12 protein-coding genes, 1 tRNA gene and 1 CRISPR repeat array (1 of these 14 running past the window's edge) are annotated in these 19,786 nt (G+C 46.8%); of the genes, 2 read left to right on the top strand and 11 right to left on the bottom strand.

Annotated features, from left to right (window positions below; all coding sequences use genetic code 11):
- Positions 1–4,850: direct repeats of the CRISPR family, unit length 32 nt; unit sequence GTTTCAACACACAGCCGCCTGAAGGCGGCTGG (it extends 1,650 nt beyond the left edge of the window).
- Positions 4,851–5,039: 189 nt separating this feature from the next.
- The 9 genes from cas2 to pip form a co-directional block, all read right to left on the bottom strand.
- Positions 5,040–5,333, bottom strand: a complete 294-nt coding sequence (gene cas2 / locus KCG55_RS08310) for a CRISPR-associated endonuclease Cas2 (protein ID WP_003685729.1) — start codon at positions 5,331–5,333, stop codon at positions 5,040–5,042.
- Between the two features lie 73 nt (positions 5,334–5,406).
- Positions 5,407–6,420 (bottom strand): type I-C CRISPR-associated endonuclease Cas1c, encoded by a 1,014-nt coding sequence (cas1c, locus tag KCG55_RS08305; protein WP_254322724.1) that lies wholly within the window; start codon positions 6,418–6,420, stop codon positions 5,407–5,409.
- A gap of 63 nt (positions 6,421–6,483) precedes the next feature.
- Positions 6,484–7,968 (bottom strand): RNA-directed DNA polymerase, encoded by a 1,485-nt coding sequence (locus tag KCG55_RS08300; RefSeq protein ID WP_254322723.1) that lies wholly within the window; start codon positions 7,966–7,968, stop codon positions 6,484–6,486.
- A gap of 49 nt (positions 7,969–8,017) precedes the next feature.
- The gene (gene cas4, locus KCG55_RS08295; RefSeq protein WP_254322722.1) at positions 8,018–8,671 is read right to left on the bottom strand and encodes a CRISPR-associated protein Cas4; all 654 of its coding nucleotides are present in this window, start codon (positions 8,669–8,671) and stop codon (positions 8,018–8,020) included.
- Positions 8,672–8,692: 21 nt separating this feature from the next.
- Positions 8,693–9,601: a type I-C CRISPR-associated protein Cas7/Csd2 gene (gene cas7c / locus KCG55_RS08290; RefSeq protein ID WP_254322721.1), complete on the bottom strand. Its 909-nt coding sequence runs from the start codon at positions 9,599–9,601 to the stop codon at positions 8,693–8,695.
- A 23-nt stretch (positions 9,602–9,624) separates the two neighbouring features.
- A complete protein-coding gene (gene cas8c / locus KCG55_RS08285) occupies positions 9,625–11,670 on the bottom strand; it encodes a type I-C CRISPR-associated protein Cas8c/Csd1 (RefSeq protein WP_254322720.1) in 2,046 nt (681 codons plus the stop codon).
- Positions 11,667–12,416: a type I-C CRISPR-associated protein Cas5c gene (cas5c, locus tag KCG55_RS08280; RefSeq protein ID WP_254322719.1), complete on the bottom strand. Its 750-nt coding sequence runs from the start codon at positions 12,414–12,416 to the stop codon at positions 11,667–11,669. The genes cas8c and cas5c overlap by 4 nt, the downstream gene beginning before the upstream one ends.
- A gap of 13 nt (positions 12,417–12,429) precedes the next feature.
- Positions 12,430–15,036 carry a CRISPR-associated helicase Cas3' gene (gene cas3 / locus KCG55_RS08275; RefSeq protein ID WP_254322718.1) on the bottom strand — a complete coding sequence of 869 codons (2,607 nt, stop codon included), beginning with the start codon at positions 15,034–15,036 and terminating at the stop codon, positions 12,430–12,432.
- Between the two features lie 153 nt (positions 15,037–15,189).
- Positions 15,190–16,119, bottom strand: a complete 930-nt coding sequence (pip, locus tag KCG55_RS08270; protein WP_254322717.1) for a prolyl aminopeptidase — start codon at positions 16,117–16,119, stop codon at positions 15,190–15,192.
- Between the two features lie 124 nt (positions 16,120–16,243).
- Between pip and yciA the strand changes: the two genes are divergently transcribed.
- Together yciA and KCG55_RS08260 are read left to right on the top strand one after the other, a co-directional pair.
- Positions 16,244–16,678, top strand: coding sequence for an acyl-CoA thioester hydrolase YciA (gene yciA / locus KCG55_RS08265; RefSeq protein WP_063076484.1), 435 nt, complete (start codon positions 16,244–16,246; stop codon positions 16,676–16,678).
- 246 nt (positions 16,679–16,924) lie between these two features.
- A complete protein-coding gene (locus tag KCG55_RS08260; protein ID WP_254322716.1) occupies positions 16,925–17,716 on the top strand; it encodes a formate/nitrite transporter family protein in 792 nt (263 codons plus the stop codon).
- A 155-nt stretch (positions 17,717–17,871) separates the two neighbouring features.
- On the opposite strand, the gene KCG55_RS08255 is transcribed toward KCG55_RS08260, so the two are convergent.
- Positions 17,872–17,948, bottom strand: a tRNA-Pro gene (locus KCG55_RS08255).
- A 154-nt stretch (positions 17,949–18,102) separates the two neighbouring features.
- Complete coding sequence (locus KCG55_RS08250; RefSeq protein ID WP_003746217.1) at positions 18,103–19,626, bottom strand: fumarate hydratase; 1,524 nt, start codon at positions 19,624–19,626, stop codon at positions 18,103–18,105.
- Positions 19,627–19,786: the final 160 nt, after the last annotated feature.

Below are 19,786 nucleotides of genomic sequence, written 5' to 3'. Positions count from 1 at the left end.
CGCGTCTTTGGTGTTGGTTTCAACACACAGCCGCCTGAAGGCGGCTGGTGAACCAATTGCAACAACTCGTGATGCTTCAGTTGTTTCAACACACAGCCGCCTGAAGGCGGCTGGGCATTTTGAAACGATTTATCAAACATTTTAATGATGTTTCAACACACAGCCGCCTGAAGGCGGCTGGGTATCAACATCACCAACAGAAACAGCAGCTGCAGTTGTTTCAACACACAGCCGCCTGAAGGCGGCTGGAATCGTTACAGTAAACGGCTCTCCCTCTTGTAACGTTTCAACACACAGCCGCCTGAAGGCGGCTGGAAATGCTTGTACTACGGCACCGGCGTAGTGATTGAGGTTTCAACACACAGCCGCCTGAAGGCGGCTGGGTTCTTTAATATCATACACATCGACTTGACTATCAGTTTCAACACACAGCCGCCTGAAGGCGGCTGGGTGCTTTTCAGGCCATAACGCCGTACCATCTTCTTGTTTCAACACACAGCCGCCTGAAGGCGGCTGGGTGCTTTTCAGGCCATAACGCCGTACCATCTTCTTGTTTCAACACACAGCCGCCTGAAGGCGGCTGGGAGCGCGATTTGTGGAGGCCCATCGTTCCTGTGCCGGTTTCAACACACAGCCGCCTGAAGGCGGCTGGTTGCAAGGGTGGGGTGACGACCAAATACGCGGAAACGGTTTCAACACACAGCCGCCTGAAGGCGGCTGGATTTGCCAAAGTACCCAATGCAAAAGCACTTTCATCAGTTTCAACACACAGCCGCCTGAAGGCGGCTGGGCCGATAACTACGATGTGCTGCGTTTGGTCATCGAGTTTCAACACACAGCCGCCTGAAGGCGGCTGGTTTTTTGGAGCAACGAATGGCGAAGTTATACGCAGTTTCAACACACAGCCGCCTGAAGGCGGCTGGATCGCCGCCTTTTGCAAGATTCAGACGTAATTGAGTTTCAACACACAGCCGCCTGAAGGCGGCTGGGTTGACTGGCAGGCCGATGACCTGACCGCCGAACTATTGAGTTTCAACACACAGCCGCCTGAAGGCGGCTGGCGAATGACGCACTTGCCAAAGCACAGGCGGAAATCGTTTCAACACACAGCCGCCTGAAGGCGGCTGGATTGCCCCAAGACTTGAGAAGGCTGAAGATGATGGTTTCAACACACAGCCGCCTGAAGGCGGCTGGTTGTAATATGGTTTCTTAAGTGAGTACCTCGCATTGTTTCAACACACAGCCGCCTGAAGGCGGCTGGGGCGAGAATGTGGTAGGCATTCAGGGCGCGAGTGTTTCAACACACAGCCGCCTGAAGGCGGCTGGAGCGTCTCGGCATCGTCTCCGAAGATGCCTTGCAGTTTCAACACACAGCCGCCTGAAGGCGGCTGGTGCCCCAATACATCGCCTGCGCTTCGCAGCTTTTTGTTTCAACACACAGCCGCCTGAAGGCGGCTGGCGGACAGATTAACCACTGTTGCACGGGGGGTTGTGTTTCAACACACAGCCGCCTGAAGGCGGCTGGGTCTTCATTTTTTGTCCTTTTTTTAAAGTTTAGTGTTTCAACACACAGCCGCCTGAAGGCGGCTGGGCTTATCACGCCGACTCGGGAGCTTATATGATCAAGTTTCAACACACAGCCGCCTGAAGGCGGCTGGGGAATCATGGCGGCTTTGGCTTTGATTTTGTCTTGTTTCAACACACAGCCGCCTGAAGGCGGCTGGTGGGCTGACGCAGCAGGCCGTCGCGGATATTACGGTTTCAACACACAGCCGCCTGAAGGCGGCTGGGGCGACCGCCGCGCCATCAGAGGCAATTAAGGGGTTTCAACACACAGCCGCCTGAAGGCGGCTGGGACACACTGCATTCCATCACGTCCGCACTCGTGCCGTTTCAACACACAGCCGCCTGAAGGCGGCTGGGGTGTAATGATGGTAGGCTGGCTTCGCTATTCGAGTTTCAACACACAGCCGCCTGAAGGCGGCTGGGACGAAACAGCCGCCGTTGAAAGACGTTTACGATGTTTCAACACACAGCCGCCTGAAGGCGGCTGGGACCTTGATATGGGGTCTCCTGCTCGTCAATACGGTTTCAACACACAGCCGCCTGAAGGCGGCTGGGTGTACGGTTACAAATGGCGTGATTACTGCGATTCGTTTCAACACACAGCCGCCTGAAGGCGGCTGGCTGGCAAAATAAGTCTTGTTCACCTCTCTATCGGTCGTTTCAACACACAGCCGCCTGAAGGCGGCTGGCCGACCACGGCAATAACCACCCCGACGATCGTCTGTTTCAACACACAGCCGCCTGAAGGCGGCTGGACAGGTCAATATGACCACTTTGGATAAGGTAGGTTTCAACACACAGCCGCCTGAAGGCGGCTGGCGGCACATTACCGCCAGCAGCCGTATGAGTGCATTGTTTCAACACACAGCCGCCTGAAGGCGGCTGGGTCGAGAAGTTGGGCATTGATGGCTGTATGGTTGGTTTCAACACACAGCCGCCTGAAGGCGGCTGGAGCAGGCGAGCGCGCCGAAGAGCAAGAGGAAATCGTTTCAACACACAGCCGCCTGAAGGCGGCTGGTCTGGGTCAAATACCAAATCAAACAAGTGATGACTGTTTCAACACACAGCCGCCTGAAGGCGGCTGGCGTAAACCTTTTGCCAATCTGCGGGCAAAGCAGAGCGTTTCAACACACAGCCGCCTGAAGGCGGCTGGGGTCTCGATTACGCGCGACTTCTTCGGGATAAGAGTTTCAACACACAGCCGCCTGAAGGCGGCTGGCCGTTGATACCAAATAACCAATCAGCTTCAGCGCGAGTTTCAACACACAGCCGCCTGAAGGCGGCTGGGACAATAAAGCATACTTAGATTGACCTATATTTAGTTTCAACACACAGCCGCCTGAAGGCGGCTGGAGTCATCAGGCGCGAAGTGCATGGCTTCAGGATTGCCGTTTCAACACACAGCCGCCTGAAGGCGGCTGGTTACAGTTTCCTCATATACACCCTCCTCCCAGTCGTTTCAACACACAGCCGCCTGAAGGCGGCTGGAACCATGTGATTCAACACGGTTAAACAAAACAAAAGTTTCAACACACAGCCGCCTGAAGGCGGCTGGTCAACATCAACAATTGTTGCAGAAACATTGTCTTGTTTCAACACACAGCCGCCTGAAGGCGGCTGGGCCAAAGGTAAAGATAAGAAAAACTTAGAAGAACTAGTTTCAACACACAGCCGCCTGAAGGCGGCTGGGCTTTCCAAACATTATATTGGATACTGTTTGCTAATGTTTCAACACACAGCCGCCTGAAGGCGGCTGGTTTTATCATATAATTTTTGTTCATTTAAATCATATGTTTCAACACACAGCCGCCTGAAGGCGGCTGGATCAACACCGAGCAACGCCTCAAGATTCTGCAAGGTTTCAACACACAGCCGCCTGAAGGCGGCTGGGTATTGGTGTAGTCCGTGGTGTCGGCATTACGATTGTTTCAACACACAGCCGCCTGAAGGCGGCTGGATTTAAAGATATTTTCAGGAGGATTCTTCAATCGATGTTTCAACACACAGCCGCCTGAAGGCGGCTGGGTGAGCGTCGGGAGCGTGAGAATGTACGCTCGGCAGTTTCAACACACAGCCGCCTGAAGGCGGCTGGTACACCGTCGAGCCGCCCATCCAGCAGGTTTTAGTTTCAACACACAGCCGCCTGAAGGCGGCTGGTGACTGCGCCACCGAACACGCCAGCCACCTGATGGTTTCAACACACAGCCGCCTGAAGGCGGCTGGGCGCGTGGTATTGACGTGTACTACTATGACGCGATTGTTTCAACACACAGCCGCCTGAAGGCGGCTGGGTCCTGCGCAGTATCGGTGGTGTGACCGAAGAGGTTTCAACACACAGCCGCCTGAAGGCGGCTGGGTCATTTTAATATCCTTTGAATAGGTTACTCACTGTTTCAACACACAGCCGCCTGAAGGCGGCTGGGTCGCGGAAATTGACTATACAGACATTAACCAATAGTTTCAACACACAGCCGCCTGAAGGCGGCTGGCTGTCTAGTGGTTCATTTTGACCAACAAAAAAGATGGTTTCAACACACAGCCGCCTGAAGGCGGCTGGTCTGTTCCAACAGAAGACAAACCAGCTTATTCAAGTTTCAACACACAGCCGCCTGAAGGCGGCTGGCACGTTTTGGTAATAACCAACGCACCGGCCAAGAGGTTTCAACACACAGCCGCCTGAAGGCGGCTGGAACAATGGCTGGCTGGCTTCTTGCCACAGAGGACGTTTCAACACACAGCCGCCTGAAGGCGGCTGGGCAACGCAGTTGCGACCGGCCAAAGACTTCGTTGTTTCAACACACAGCCGCCTGAAGGCGGCTGGGCGCATGAATCCAAAATCTTAGGAGTCAAATTATGTTTCAACACACAGCCGCCTGAAGGCGGCTGGATCTACGCCGACGACGGTACAGCTATGGCACTGGAGTTTCAACACACAGCCGCCTGAAGGCGGCTGGGCATACCAAGACTGCCCCCTGCAATCCGTTTAGCGTTTCAACACACAGCCGCCTGAAGGCGGCTGGCAAAATGGACTTGTCGTCTATGCCGGATTTTGTAGTTTCAACACACAGCCGCCTGAAGGCGGCTGGGAATCCAGTTCACAATATCTTCCGCAAACACCAGTTTCAACACACAGCCGCCTGAAGGCGGCTGGATTCATCATGGCGTTCGGTACTTTCATCAGTAACAGTTTCAACACACAGCCGCCTGAAGGCGGCTGGAAGGCAGGCTGTATCGGTTTGCCGATTGTTGGCGGTTTCAACACACAGCCGCCTGAAGGCGGCTGGTGCCTCTCTTAAAAGCCTTGCTCCATCAGGTTTCGTAAACCTAATCTCGCTAAACTCTCAAGAAAAGCAGAAATGCGAGTATAACACAGCCTTTTCTGTTACACCCGCATTCACAATATCCTGATTGTTAAAGAACAATCCCAATTCGCCAAACCTGCCGCATTTTCATGAGAACCGCAGGTTGGCGATTCACACAATCAACGTATCCTTAAACACATCCACCGCCGGTTTCGCGCCGTGGTGTTCCACTTTGCGTCGCCATTTGCTGCCTAGATGGTAAAAGCGCAGGCTGTCGGTTTCAGGGTTGTAGGTTTTCAAAAGTTTGTCTTTTAAAACAACCCACTGATCAGGTGCGATGTCGCATTCGAACACTGAATACTGCACACGCACGCCGTAGTCCAGACACAATTTCGCCACGCGCCGCAGCCTTGCCTGTCCTTCCGCGTCTTCCAGCGAAATATCGTAAGTAATCAGCATCAGCATTTGTATTCCCATGTGCAGGCTGCCTTAAAGGTCGTCTGAAAACATCCAACCCGTTTTCAGACGACCTGCAAGCCTATCTCATCAAAAACGGCGGATATTCTACCAAATCTCCGCGCAAATGGCGCGCCAACAGCATTGCCTGAATATACGGCAGCAGCCCGATTTCTACTTCTTCACCCAAAAACGGATGTACGATTTTCTCCTGCTTTTTCACCTGCAAAGCTTGGAACAACAGCTTACGCGCATCGGCTTTTAAGCTTACCGCGCCGCTTGCTTCGGTAACAAAATCCTGCGGTTTGATTTGCCCGCGGTTAATCAGCGACAACACCAGCCTGTCCGCCCACCATGCGCGGAATTCTTCCAAAATATCCTGCGCCAAACTGTCGCGACCCGGTCGGTCGGCGTGCAGAAAGCCTACCTGCGGATCCAGCCCCACGCCTTGCAGCGCGCCGCTGATGTCCTTGCCCAAGATGCTGTAAACAAACGACAATAGCGCGTTCACCCCGTCTCTGGGCGGACGGCGGTTGCGTCCGTCAAAAGAAAAGCTGCTTTTTTCGCTCAAAAGCCGCCCAAACACGCCGAAATAACGCGCCGCTGCATCGCCTTCAATACCGCGTACCACGTCCAGCTCCGCCGCGCCCTTCAACTGCCGCAGCGAAATGTTCAAAGAATCGACCGCCCTTTGAATCGCCGCATTCTCGCCGTAATTGCGAATTTGCCGCTGAAGCACCCGTTTACTCGCCTGAATCTTCGCCGCAATGATATTGCGCGCAATCGGCACAGGATTTTGCTCCGACACCCGATACTGCGCCCGACGCAGCAGCACATTGCCGCTCTGCCGTCCCTGAAGCCGCCCCAAAAAACGCCCGTTTTCGGTAAAAAACGCCAAATTCACATTATTTTCACTGCAAAACCCAAGCAGAAAAGGCGACACCAGCACATTGCCAAAACAGAAAATATGCCCGATGGAATGCACCGGCAACTGCGCCACCTTCTTACGCTCCTGCTCCACCACCAGCGTCTCCCGCTCCTTATGCAGATAGCTGCCTTGGGTGGTGATATAGAGCGTGTTTTGCAGTTTGCGCATGGGGAAGCTCCTTGTGGTTAGATTCCGTTTTGGTTAGAGGATTAGCTGAAAATTATTTATTTTCTAATAATCAAAAAGGTCAATTTCATTATTAGGAATAATATTATCTAATTTATCAAATTCTGCTTGTAGGAAAATAGATGTGTTATTTAATATATTTAGCATATTTCTACCCTTTGCCCAGCTATAATTCCATAAACTTATCTGGCTATTCTGTAATTCACATATTTTTTCAGAAAACTTAAATTCACTTAAATTATCTTTCAACATTCTTTGCAACCAAATCTGTGCAAATCCTGAATTAGGCATTCTACTTAATTTTCTATGAACCAATAAAGATATTTGCTTGCTATCGTCCAATTCTGAAAGTAGTTTACTAATGATTGCGCAACACACTGGTATTACTTTCGGATTATGGTATGCAATATCTGTTGCAATACTAATAAGCTGCTCTATATTATGCACCTTTCCTTTTTTATTTCTAATTCTCTCTATCTGTTTATCAAATTTATTTAATGCGGTATTTAAACTACCAGAATTAGCATGATTAATACTATGCTGTCTAATAAGTAGAAGTTGCTTTTGTAAACTGATTCTATTATTTTGAGGAATAGCTAACCAAGCCAGTTTGTCCTTTTTTATCGATTGAGTAATAACATCTTGACTTCCTTTGGTTTTGCTCGAATTCAACTTGAATCCAAAAGGCATCATAATTTCGGAAAGCAATTTCAGAAGCATCTCACCATCATTAGAATTGCAAACAAAAATTCGATAATCATCACGATAACGTAAAATCTGATACTGCTTAACTTTACATTTTTTTAGCGCTATTGTGAGAATCAAATCTATATAACCTAAGACAATCTCAGCTATAAAGTCCATCAACACCGAGCCTTGTGGAATACCATTAGTCTGCCCATACTGGGCATTTTGTATGGTTGCATCTATAAAATTGCCAAGCAAATTATTTTTTCGATTATTTTTAGCTTTTTTTCTTCCATCAACAGCCCAGGCAATAGAGTGTGTATAAATTGAACCATAACAATCTGCTACATCTGTATCAAAAACGTAGTCATACTCCAATGAGAGCAAAATAGACTGCTGTTCTACTTGTTCCCACCAATTTGAAATTTGCTGAGCTTTGTCAGATTGTTTATTTTCCGATTGAACAGGTATGCTTAAACATTTTATTTTTTCATTTTTACTAAAATTCTTAAATCTTGCCTGTATTTTTTTCCAATTTTTCTGTTCAGTAATTTTATGTATTAATGCCACATATACTAGAGGATTTATGATCTGCAATGGTCTCCATGATAATTTCCCATCTTTATTGGCATATAAAAGATAATTCACATCATCTAAATTCGTCATTTTCTTTTTGTCTGAAAAATCTCCCAACGATTTCCCTGAATATTCATTAGATATTTTCTCTAATAATTCAGAGAATGAAAAATATTTAGGTAAATCAATGTTGCAATAGCTTTCATGTTTCAAAAAGAATTGCCTTGCTTCATTAGCGTTCAGTTCTAAAATGCTTTTTCGACTCATTTATTGTTTATCCCATCATAAAAGTACTTACACATCTATTATTTATTTTTTAATCTTCCCCAAACAACCCCGCCACATACCCCACACTCCTATCCCGTTTCCCCAGCAACTCCGGCTGGCAAATCTCCACCAGCGAGCAGGCTTTGCAGCGTTTGCCGTAGTTGGGCGGCGGGGTTAGTCCACTGCCCAAGAGTTCGCGCACGGCGGCGATGGTGGCGAGGGTTTGGGCGCGCAGGTCGTCTGAAAACACGACGGGGACGCGGTGGCGGGTTTGCATATACCACAGCGCGCCCTCAGAGACGGTTTGCCCCGTCATTTCTTCCAAACACAAACCTTGGGCGCAAAGCTGGATTTCGTCCATCGGGTCGGGTTTGGGTTTGCCGCGTTTGTATTCCACGGGTTTCAGACGACCTGTTTTCGTATCCACTTCCACCAAATCCAACACGCCGCTGATGCCCAGTTTCTCCGCCGACACATGCACTGTCCGCTCAAAGCGCACGCCCTTGCGCGTTTCCGGCTCGCCCGAATCCACCCGCTCATGCAGCGCCTTTCCCTCCGCGGTCAAATAATTCTCCGCCCACGCCTGCTCGTTGTGAATCAACGCACATTGGCGCGGGCAGAAGGCGTAGTGTTGCAGGGCGGAAAGGGGAATCAGGTGCGTATCCTGATTTTCCCCTTGGGTTTCGGTTAAAAGTGCGGTCATCTTTTTGAACGTTTTTAGAAGTTAAAAACCATCAAGGATTTCGGGTTTCAATGACGCTCCATTTCCCGTAACGGTAAGTTTTTCTTCGGTTATGTCCCCAATCAATCCATCAATGGATTTATTTTTTATTTTTTCTTCAATAATTTCTTTTAACTTACCATGCACTTTAGCGGAAGAATATTGCCCTGCTTTGCTGTTATGTTCCCACCAGATAAGTTTCAGCACCTGCATGCTGCCTTCGGGGCGGGCAGATGATGCGTCGCCTTCAAAGAGTTTGGTGAGAACGGCTTTGATTTTTTCGGCATCGTCGTCTGAAAAGCCGGTGCGCTCGGCAAGTTGTGGCGACATGGCGCCGAAGGCGACGTAAATACCTTTATCTATACGGTATTTCATACCCATTCTTGCTTTTTTTCCTTCAGTATCATCGCTATCAACACTTTTCACAATTTGATTATCAATGATGCGTATTGGTTGAACACTAAAAGCAGATTGAATAGTAACCGGCCCTCGGATAGGAATAGAGACACCATCTTCATTCTGACCTTTCCCAAACGCAAATACCTGCCCAAAGGTTCGCACATCAAACCATTTTGCACATGCTGCACTTTTCGTTTGATCCTTTTTCTTATTCTTATCTTTATCACCTTTTTTAAATTCAAAAGCACTCTTACCTAAACCAAACTCTTCTGATTCAGCACGATTTTTTAAGCTCGTCATCCCGTCAGTTTTCTTTTCATCTGATTGTACGAAAATAACTTCCCCATTTTCTTGCAAGCGATCACGAATTTTTCTCTTTAAGCAAACATCTGTTATCTCACCGATATTAAAAAAATCAGCACGCGGGCGGTTGCCATTTAAAGGATCTCCGTTGGGATTGGCATTTTGTACACCGATAATTAAGGCGAAATCGATTTTTTTGGTTAAGCTCATGTTGTTTTCCTTTCAATGTTAGGTTATTTAGCGGTTTCGGTTTTCTTTTGCTTGGCCTTGGCAGCTTTACGCTCAGCAATTTGTCGGTTGATTTCCATTTTTTGGCAATGATATCCAAGCAGAAATTCACCGCTTAATTTATCATCGCACATAAAGTCATCGTTTTCGAATAGATCCATAATTTCTCCAATAGCTTGTTTATAAAAATCTTTTTCCAAGCTGGTCAAATAGTTTTTATATGGCACAAGTTTGACACTTTCAATATTTAGCCATGTGCTATAAGGGCGCTGTGCAAATTGTTGAAAATAGCGCTCTGCATTGGTTGCTCGAGTAGGTGCTTTTTTGCCATTTTGCAAATATAAGGCATACCACTCCAAACTTTCTGCTTGTGCAAGCAAGCGCCCATATAAATAGTCGCGCGACTGATTTGTTTTTTCTAAACTCATAAAGTAAGTTTTCCTTTCTGATAAATCTAAATCGTGATGACGGACATACCAACCTTTGTATAAAGCGCAGGCAACGCCGATATTTCGTTGCCACTCCCAATATTCGCTGCCGTTGGGATTGCAAGCAGTCTGAAAACTTTTTTGCACCAAATCATAAGGAATCGGCACATTTTTTCCGCCGGCAATTACGGGAAGCAAACGGGCGTAGAGTTGTTTTTTGGCTTTCTTACTCTTATCCTCCAATTCAGATTTGCTAAGAATCGTATCTGCAATACGCTCTATAGATGGGGCTACAAATAACCAAGGTTTACCTTCTTTAGGCTTATAACGTTGATACCAAGAAAAGTCGTCTATCCAGGCATCTAGGTTAGCAAAATAATCTTTAGGTAAGCACTCTTGATAGTAAGTTAATGCAGCACGCCCCTTCCCTGGACTTGTTCCATCTAAAACAAGTAAGGATATCTGATCATTGTCTTGCAATTTTGCTCTATATCCGTACAACCTTTTCTTCATGATCTTTGCCGCATCAAAACCAAAATCAGCAGCTTCATTAATATTATCCTCGGCAAATAATGCAGCATAAATATCTGTTTCAGCCCGATACGGTAAAGACAAGACTTTATCCTCATCAGCATTCGCAAATCTGGTTGCCCATACAACAGTTACTTGATTATCATTGCGGATACCTTGACGTTCGATTAACCAGCGTAATGCAGCATGCGCCTTATGTGAAACTTCGGCAGATATGGCAACTGCTTGATTAGCCTCTTCAAAACGACCTAAATAAGTAAAACCTGTTTTGTCATTAGAAGAAATAAGTTTTGCTTTATCACCTGAATAAGTTAACTTAGCAGGGTGACTCTCGCGGATTTTCTGTTCTTTACCAGTTACTGAACAAAATCGACTGATCAGAGTATCTTGATAATGTTTGCTCCAACTTTGTTGAACCTCTTTATCTTTCCAAGTTTCAGAAACCAAATCATGTGTTTGCACCGACCAAATAACTAAAGCTTTGCGAATTTCGGGATTTTGTCCCAACACATCCAATAATTTAGGTTTATCTTGTATATCGCCGTCTTTCTTACTCCAAGATTCCAAAAGTTTTCCACTGCTGTCTATCGGCACCACTTTTGCTTTAATCAAATCCGCTAAAACCGTTCCTTTGTGTACATATTTCTGTATGGCAAGAACTTTAGGATTTTTCGTCTCCATATCCATACACCACGCATCCAATTGCTTTATATATAAGTCAAAGGTTGCGCACTCTATAGTCTTTTCTTTAAGTTTTTTATTTCCTTTCTTATCTGTTGTCTCGATTTGAATTTTTTCTTTGCCTATATGGCCCAAATCCTTTGCAACATATTGGATACTGTCACATAATGCATGGGGTCTATAGCCGCTTGTACGCCCTTCAGAATCTTCCGTTACAGGCAGCATCACTATTGTTTTGTCTGGTAATACTTCAGCGGAAATAAAATCACCATCAGCACTCAAAACAATTTTGATATGTGCGGTTTGCGGACTATGCCATAGTGGCGCAAGAGTTTCTTTATCTAAGTCTAATAAATCAGCACTTTTTTCAACTTCGTTATATGTCTGATACAATTTCTGCATCCAGCTCATAATTCCAGCTCCTTGGCTTCGTCTTCCACAGGCTTGACATTTTCGCCGCGCTTAAACGGTTTTTCAGGCTGCATTTTACGGATAAATCGGGTTTTCAGACGACCTTCTGTATCGTCGATGCTTGGAAACTCAATTACACCGTCTTGCATATTCGCCATCCAAAAACGGCTGACCAATTCGGGCTTTCCAGTTTCTTCAGGATAGCCGAAGCTGTGGAACATCAGACCGAAATCCAAGTTGCCGTATCCATCGAAAAAGCCTGCTTTTCCATCTCGACTTGGGCTGCCAAATTCGCACGGCTCCACATAGCCCTGACAATCGCGTGTGCCCAAGAAAATATCCTGTCGTCCGCCGTGCTCCAGCATCCGTTTCGCAATCGCCATATGTTTGCCGAGATTGCGGTCGTCTTTGAGTTCTTGCCAGTATTCGTTCCAAGTAAAATGTGCTTGTACTTGATATTCCACATCTTGCAGAAAGGTGTAAATCGCAAGCGTATGATCGATACCTTTTGGTGATTCCCATTGCCTTGGTTTGATGGATTTACTTTGCGTACGAATCGGCTTCATGACACGGATTTTATCGATGTGCCAAATCAAAGTGGGTTTCCAATAAATACTTTTCAAAATGCCTTTTACCGCTTCGTAAGTCGGCACTTGATAGCTGAATTTTTCGCCGCCAATTTTGGTAACGGGATCGGTAAACAACGCTTGCCGCCCCCATACGCGGAAAGTGATTGTGCTGTTCATATTGCTCCTTTATCTAAAAAGTGTATGTAGGCATGATGCCGGTTTCATCCACCGACAAGCCGTATTCATCGGTGTAATGCCCGTCTTTCAAATAATAAATGCCCAAACCTGCCTGCACCTCTTGCAAGGCTTGATTTTCTTGCAGTTGTTTCCACACATTCGGAAACACATTCACACTGTAGCGCTGCGCTTTAGCCAGCGTGCGGTACATTTCTTTCGGGTCCCATTCGCCACAAAGCGAAGCAATCAAATCCCTGCCTTCGCCATACGGCACAATCACGGCGCGGGTCGGCGCGTCAATGGCTTGGAAAGCCCGTCCCGCACTTTTGAATGACTGCATTAATAAAGGATAAAAATCATTTTTTCTTAAAAGATGATTTTTTAACATACCGCTTTTTTTATCTGATGCGCCTTTGTTGCGACAATTATCACTTAATAAATTCAATAAATTATCTTCCCCCTTTGTTCCTATTTGATAAACCATTTCATCGCTGCGCTGGTAAAAATAGTATTCAAAATAACGTTCCATCGCGGCAGGCTGCAAAATATCCTGTCCAGCAAAATCGCGAAACACACGTTCGGCATGGTTCTTGCCTGCCTGAATATCGGGCAATATCCGCGTAAAATCCTGTTCCTGCAAATTCAACACCCAAACCTGCCCCTTGCCTTCCTTCTCGCCGTGGCGGTTACAACGCCCCGCTGCTTGAGCAATGCTATCCAGCCCACCTAAGGCACGAATCACGCAAGCCATGGAAATATCCACACCGGCTTCAATTAACTGGGTGCTGATGCAGATAACAGGTTCTTTGTTTTTCAGACGAGCTTTGATGGTATCAAAAATCTCTTTGCGGTGTGCTGCGCATTGGTTGGTGCTTAAATGAAACAAGGCCTCGGGCGGCACATTCTGCCTTTGGGAATATTGATAAAGCTCCTGCGCCCATTTTTTGGTATTGACGATAAATAGGCAGCTTGGAGTCGTCTGAAACTGTTCCAGCAAGAACGCGCCTGCTTCTTCTACATTCCAGCCTCCCACTTTTTCGTTAAATCGAATTTCCACGCGGGATAACTTTTTATAAAGCTCTTCTCTTTGCTCATCAGTTCCCATGATTTCGGCATGTGCAGGTAACCTTAACAAACCGCGCGCGGCAATGCTTTCCCTTTTATCTTTTGGGAAATTCTGCAAGCCTGATTCGCCGAGCAAAGGCTGCGTCGCCGTACACAAAATCGCCGTGCTTTTGCCAAATGTCGTCAGCCAGTTCAATACGTTGCAAAACAAATGTACGCATTTCACAGGCAGGGTTTGAATTTCGTCAAAAATCAGCACCGCATTGGTCATCGGATGGATGTGCCGCGCGCCGCGTGTGCCGCCGCCAAACCATGCGTCCAAAAACTGCACCATGGTAGTAAACACAATAGGCTTGTCCCAGTTTTCGGACAGCAGTTTGTCCTGCCAGCTTTGTTTTTCAGGTTCTAAATTGGAATGGTGTTCGAGCACCCACTTCTCACATTCTGAACATTCTCTACATGAATGAAATTCACCATTGTCATCTTCTTTCAAATCTAAACAATAAATTTTACGAACTTCTTCCGCATTTTGATCAATGATGGAAGTATAGGGAATGATGTAGATAATACGGTCGAGATTGTGCTTTTGCGCATGATGGAGGGCATAGCGCAGACTGGCCAATGTTTTGCCGCCGCCGGTCGGCACTGTGAGTGTATAAATGCCTTGAGGGTCTCCTTCCCTATCTTGGGAATCTTTTGCCCTTTTTAGACAATCATCAGATATTTGGCGGCGGATTTTATCAGCAGGATAACGGTTTCCGAAACCCGCCAAATGCGTTTCCAATTTATCAATCGCCGATTGCCAATCTGGTTTTTCGCTCAAGCGACGGACTTTTTTCTGCGCTTCCCGTTCAAAATCCGAGCTGTTGATACGGTCGGCATCAATCAGGCAACTAAATAGAAAGCGGGTTAGGCAGCCGAGATAAAACTCTTTGATTTTGTCATTGACTGTTGAGTCGGAAAGAATCAACTTCACCGCATTCCGCAGGCTGCGAATTAGGTTTTCTCCTGCCAATTCACGTGCTTTCTGTTGAACGACTTCATCGGCATTTTGCTCGCATTCCGCCAAATGCGTCAGTTCATCAGTTTTATTAAACCGCTCAATCCATTTCGGATTACCTTCTCCATCCAAACAGTCAATCAAACCTTCACCGTGGTGTGAGGCAATACACAAACCTAATATCTGTCCACACAGTTCACCGATGCCCTTATCTTTAATTTCATCTCCATGTTTATTAGATTTATCAGATTTTCTCAATTCGCGGTAAACCCATTGCGCACCAGCGGTGGAATGATCCACTTTACTGCCGTTAGGGGTACTTTCTTCATCATCCAAATCAGGATTAAACAAACTGGTTTCATCGTGGATATATTTCTGGAATTTTCGGGAATATTTACCGAAATCATGCATGAGGCCGAGCAACTCACCCACTGGTTCTAAATTTAGTTTTCGAGCAAATATTTTTGCAAGTTCTGACGTTTCTATTAAATGGGTTTGAACAGATTGAGGACACTTATCCGTTTGACGAACATGTGCAATAAAAGTAAATTTCATGACATACAATATTATTACTGTGACTTACCACCAATCATATACTTGCAAATATTCAACTGCAATATAATTTCTTAAATATATTTAAATTACATTTACTCTAACTAAAAAATGCCGTCTGAAACTTTTTCAGACGGCATTGTCATTTATTAACCTTTATAACTTGCTTCTAATATCCTCCACTGCTTTCACTAAAGCCTCGGAAAGCGAAGGATCAAAAGAAGAGTGGCCTGCTTGGACGATTCTCAATTCTGCTTCAGGGAAGGCTTGCGAGAGCTCCCACGCGCTTTGCATCGGGGTGCATAGGTCGTAGCGGCCTTGGACGATGATGGTTGGGATATGGCGGATTTTGTCGATGTTTGCCAAGATGGCTTTATCGCCCTGCAACCAGCCTTCGTTCACGAAGTAATGATTTTCCATTCTTGCAATGGCAAGGGAGGCTTGCGGGTCTTCATCTACGTCTTTAGGTTCAAACTGAATAAGATAGCTTTCCCAGTCTGCCCATGATTTAGCCGCTTTGAGGCGTGTGGCTTCATCTTCGCTGAACAGCATTTCATGGTAGGCTTTAATTAGGGCTTGGCGTTTATTTTCGGCTACGGGGGCAATGAATTTTTGCCATTGAGCCGGATAAATTTGGCTGACGCCGCCTGCTTCATTCAACCATGCCATTTCAGACGGCCTGCACAGGAAAATACCGCGCAAAACTAAGCCGCTGACGCGATCGGGATGGGTTTCGGCATAAGTCAGCGACAAGGTGCTGCCCCATGAGCCTCCGAAAACCAGCCATTTTTGGATACCGAGCATTTCGCGTACTTTTTCAATATCGGCAACCAAGTCCCATGTGGTGTTGTCTTCAACACAAGCATAGGGTTTGGAGCGTCCACAACCGCGTTGGTCGATAATGACGATGCGGAAATGCTCTGGATTGAAAAAGCCGCGACAGGCCGGTGATGCCCCTGCTCCGGGGCCGCCATGCAGGAAAATCACGGGGTGTCCATCAGGATTTCCTGATTCTTCCCAGTAGATTTCGTGAATGTCGGATACGCGCAAAAGGCCGCTATTTCGTGGTTCTTGAATCGGATGCATGAGCTTTCTCCTTTGTCTGATGAATATGTTGATTGTAACACTTTGCCTGCTGATTTTTCAGACGGCCTACATAGGTTTATCGCTACAAATGGCGTAAAATAGCACTTTTTTGACAGGATTATTTATGGCTGACAACAAACAAACACATGCTGCACCCGAAGGACAACTTTTATTGCGTACGGTAGCCATGCCCCGCGATACCAATCCCAATCAGGATATCTTCGGCGGCTGGATTATGTCGCAAATGGATCTGGGCGGCGGTATTTTGGCGGCAGAAATCGCACAGGGACGAATTGTAACCGTGGCCGTTCAAGAAATGAATTTCATCAGACCGGTAAAAGTTGGCAACGTCGTGTGCTGCTACGGTCATTGCGTCCGCGTAGGCAATACTTCTTTGCAACTGAAAATCGAAGTGTGGGTGAAGACTTTGATGAACGATATGGTAACAGAAGACCGCCAACTGGTCACCGAAGCCGTGTTCACTTACGTCGCCATCGATTCACAAGGCAATCCGCGCCCTATTCCTCGCGAAGGCAATGCAAAGCTGGCTCATTTGTAAGTTTAAAAAATCAAAACAAGGCCGTCTGAAACCTCAACGTTCAGACGGCCTTTTTTAATACAGAAGCAAAATGTAATAATATTTCTTTTGAGCTGAAGCAAGGCGAAGTATCTGTTTTTTAGGTTTAATTTAGGCTGATTGATAAGACAAAGATCGTACACCGGCTCCCTATAACACTGCCCTACCGCGACAGTTTGCGCCACTTTTGAAACGGCGTTTCCTCCTCAACCTACTTTAAGGAACATCATGGCTTCGCGCGATTTATACCCACAGGAAATTTTACAGGTTGTTCTCGACAAAAGCTGCGCCAAAGCACAATCCAGCATCCCCACACTGGCAATCTTGAGCGTTTTAGCCGGCGGATACATCGGCTTCGGTTATCTTGCCTATTTAAAAGTAGTCAGCGGCATTCCGCACGAATGGGGCGGTTTTGCCACTTTACTCGGCGCCGCCGTGTTCCCAATCGCCTTGATTTGCATCCTGCTTGGCGGCGGCGAGCTGGTAACCAGCAACATGATGATCATGTCTTTAGGCAGATTGGCCGGACGGATTTCCTCCAAAATGCTGCTGCGCAACTGGGTGATCGTTTGCATGGGCAATTTGGTGGGCACGCTGGCAATGGCTTTTTTCCTCGGATACTATGTCGGCATGATTGAAGGCAGCATGGCAGAAAAAACCATTGCCGTGGCGGAAGCAAAAGTCCATATGGATTTCGGCCGCGCTTTCGTATCGGCGGTCGCATGTAACTGGATGGTCTGCATGGGCGCATGGCTGCACTTTGCTGCTAAAAACACAACCGGACGAATGCTGGCCATTTGGTTCCCTGTCATGATTTTCGTATTAAACGGCTTCCAACACCTTGTCGCCAATATGTTCGTTATCCCAGCAGGTATTTTGGCAGGTGCAAACATCACGTGGGGGCAATTTTTCTTCAACATGATTCCCGTATTCCTGGGCAATGTCATCGGTGGCGCATCCTTTGTCGGCGCATCGTATCTTTATACTTATAAAGACACGCTGAAGGATAGTACCGAATAGTTCTGCTTTGAAAACAACAAAACCTGCTTTTCAGAAAGCAGGTTTTGTTTCAGATGCCATTGGTATTAAGTTTTAAAATCCATTCGGACACATTATTCAGATAAATCATCCAAACGAAAAAAGAGCCGTTTTCAAAACGGCTCTTTCCAATTCTTTGGTCGGAGTGAAAGGATTCGAACCTTCGACCCCTTGCACCCCATGCAAGTGCGCTACCAGACTGCGCCACACTCCGACTCGATAAGCTGTGAATTCTAGTTTCAAACGCTGATTTTGACAAGTGCTTTTTAGAAAGGGAAATTTACTCGTTTGAAAACATTTGAATTATTTGTAAGCAAAAAAAGGCCGTCTGAAATCGTTCAGACGGCCTTTGATTATTCAGTCAAATATCAAGCTTCAACCGGAATAATACCGATTTTGGCCTGCCATTGTTTTGGCGCAATGGCGTGAACCGATTCGCCGTTGCTATCCACCGCAACGGTCACAGGCATATCTTTGACTTCAAATTCGTAAATCGCTTCCATGCCCAATTCTGGGAATGCCAAGACTTTAGATGCTTTAATGGCTTTGGCAACCAGATATGCCGCGCCGCCGACAGCCATCAGGTAAACGGCTTTATTATCGGCAATGGCTTGGCAAGTTGCTGCGCCGCGTTCGGATTTACCGATCATACCCAAGAGGCCGGTTTGTTCCAGCATTTGGCGGGTAAATTTATCCATACGGGTGGAAGTAGTCGGACCGGCCGGACCAACAACTTCATCACGGACTGGATCAACCGGGCCGACGTAGTAAATCAGTTTGTTGGTGAAATCTACCGGCAATTCTTCACCTTTGTTGAGCATATCAACCAAACGTTTGTGCGCGGCATCGCGGCCGGTCAGGATTTTACCGTTTAGCAACAATACGTCGCCGGTTTTCCATGTAGCCACTTCTTCTTTGGTCAGATTGTTGACATCGACACGTTTGCCGTTGTCAGGGCTGTAAGTCAGATCCGGCCAATCTTCCAAAGATGGGGCTTCCAATTTAGCCGGGCCTGAGCCGTCCAATTCAAATTCGATGTGGCGGGTAGCCGCGCAGTTTGGAATCATGGCAATCGGTTTAGAAGCCGCGTGGGTTGGGTAGTCAAGGATTTTGACATCCAGCACGGTGCTCAAACCGCCCAAACCTTGTGCGCCGATACCCAAGGCATTTACTTTTTTGTAGAGTTCCAAGCGCAGGGCTTCGGTTGTAGACAATTCTGCACCTGAATCGGCTTTTTCTTTGAGTTCCTGAATATCGATATGGCTCATCAGGCTTTCTTTGGCCATCAACACTGCTTTTTCAGGCGTACCGCCGATACCGATACCCAAGATGCCCGGAGGACACCAGCCTGCACCCATTTGAGGAACGGTTTTCAATACCCAATCAACGATATTGTCTGAAGGGTTGAGCATGGCCACTTTGGTTTTGTTTTCAGAACCGCCGCCTTTGGCTGCGCAAGTGACTTCGACTTTGTCGCCTTTCACGATTTCCATGTGTACAACGGCAGGGGTGTTATCTTTGGTATTTTGACGTTTGCCAGCCGGATCGGCCAATACGGAGGCGCGCAGTTTGTTGTCAGGATAGGTGTATGCACGGCGTACGCCTTCGTTAACCATTTCCTGTACGCTCATCTCGGCATCCCACTGTACATCCATGCCCACTTTCAAGAATACGGTCGCGATACCGGTATCCTGACAAATCGGACGATGGCCTTCTGCACACATACGGCTATTGACCAAAATCTGCGCCATCGCATCTTTGGCGGCAGGGTTTTCTTCTTTTTGATAAGCCTTGTACAAAGCCTGAATGTAGTCTTTAGGATGGTAGTAGCTGATGAATTGGAAAGCATCGAAAATACTTTGGATAAAGTCTTCTTGCTTGATGACGGTCATGATTGTGTTCCTTTTCGGAGTCATGGTAGGGAGGATTTGTTTATTTCTTAAGAGACCAATTTTTGCAGACGGCCTTCAATAGTGTAATAGTGCTTTCAAATGAATGACCCAGACAATATCATTTTCATACCTTATTGATTTAAATGAAATTTAATATCGC

It is taken from the genome of Neisseria subflava (assembly GCF_024205745.1).
GTDB classification, from domain to species: Bacteria; Pseudomonadota; Gammaproteobacteria; order Burkholderiales; family Neisseriaceae; genus Neisseria; species Neisseria flavescens_B.
This window is presented reverse-complemented; position numbering and strand designations above follow the sequence as displayed.

Excerpts from the sequence above, each read along its gene's own strand:
- cas1c (WP_254322724.1), bottom strand. The coding sequence starts at position 6,420 with ATGCGCAAACTGCAAAACACGCTCTATATCACCACCCAAGGCAGCTAT.
- yciA (WP_063076484.1), top strand. The coding sequence starts at position 16,244 with ATGGCTGACAACAAACAAACACATGCTGCACCCGAAGGACAACTTTTA.
- cas2 (WP_003685729.1), bottom strand. The coding sequence starts at position 5,333 with ATGCTGATGCTGATTACTTACGATATTTCGCTGGAAGACGCGGAAGGA.
- KCG55_RS08300 (WP_254322723.1), bottom strand. The coding sequence starts at position 7,968 with ATGAGTCGAAAAAGCATTTTAGAACTGAACGCTAATGAAGCAAGGCAA.
- cas3 (WP_254322718.1), bottom strand. The coding sequence starts at position 15,036 with ATGAAATTTACTTTTATTGCACATGTTCGTCAAACGGATAAGTGTCCT.
- KCG55_RS08250 (WP_003746217.1), bottom strand. The coding sequence starts at position 19,626 with ATGACCGTCATCAAGCAAGAAGACTTTATCCAAAGTATTTTCGATGCT.
- KCG55_RS08260 (WP_254322716.1), top strand. The coding sequence starts at position 16,925 with ATGGCTTCGCGCGATTTATACCCACAGGAAATTTTACAGGTTGTTCTC.
- cas7c (WP_254322721.1), bottom strand. The coding sequence starts at position 9,601 with ATGAGCTTAACCAAAAAAATCGATTTCGCCTTAATTATCGGTGTACAA.
- pip (WP_254322717.1), bottom strand. The coding sequence starts at position 16,119 with ATGCATCCGATTCAAGAACCACGAAATAGCGGCCTTTTGCGCGTATCC.
- cas4 (WP_254322722.1), bottom strand. The coding sequence starts at position 8,671 with ATGACCGCACTTTTAACCGAAACCCAAGGGGAAAATCAGGATACGCAC.
- cas5c (WP_254322719.1), bottom strand. The coding sequence starts at position 12,416 with ATGAACAGCACAATCACTTTCCGCGTATGGGGGCGGCAAGCGTTGTTT.
- cas8c (WP_254322720.1), bottom strand. The coding sequence starts at position 11,670 with ATGAGCTGGATGCAGAAATTGTATCAGACATATAACGAAGTTGAAAAA.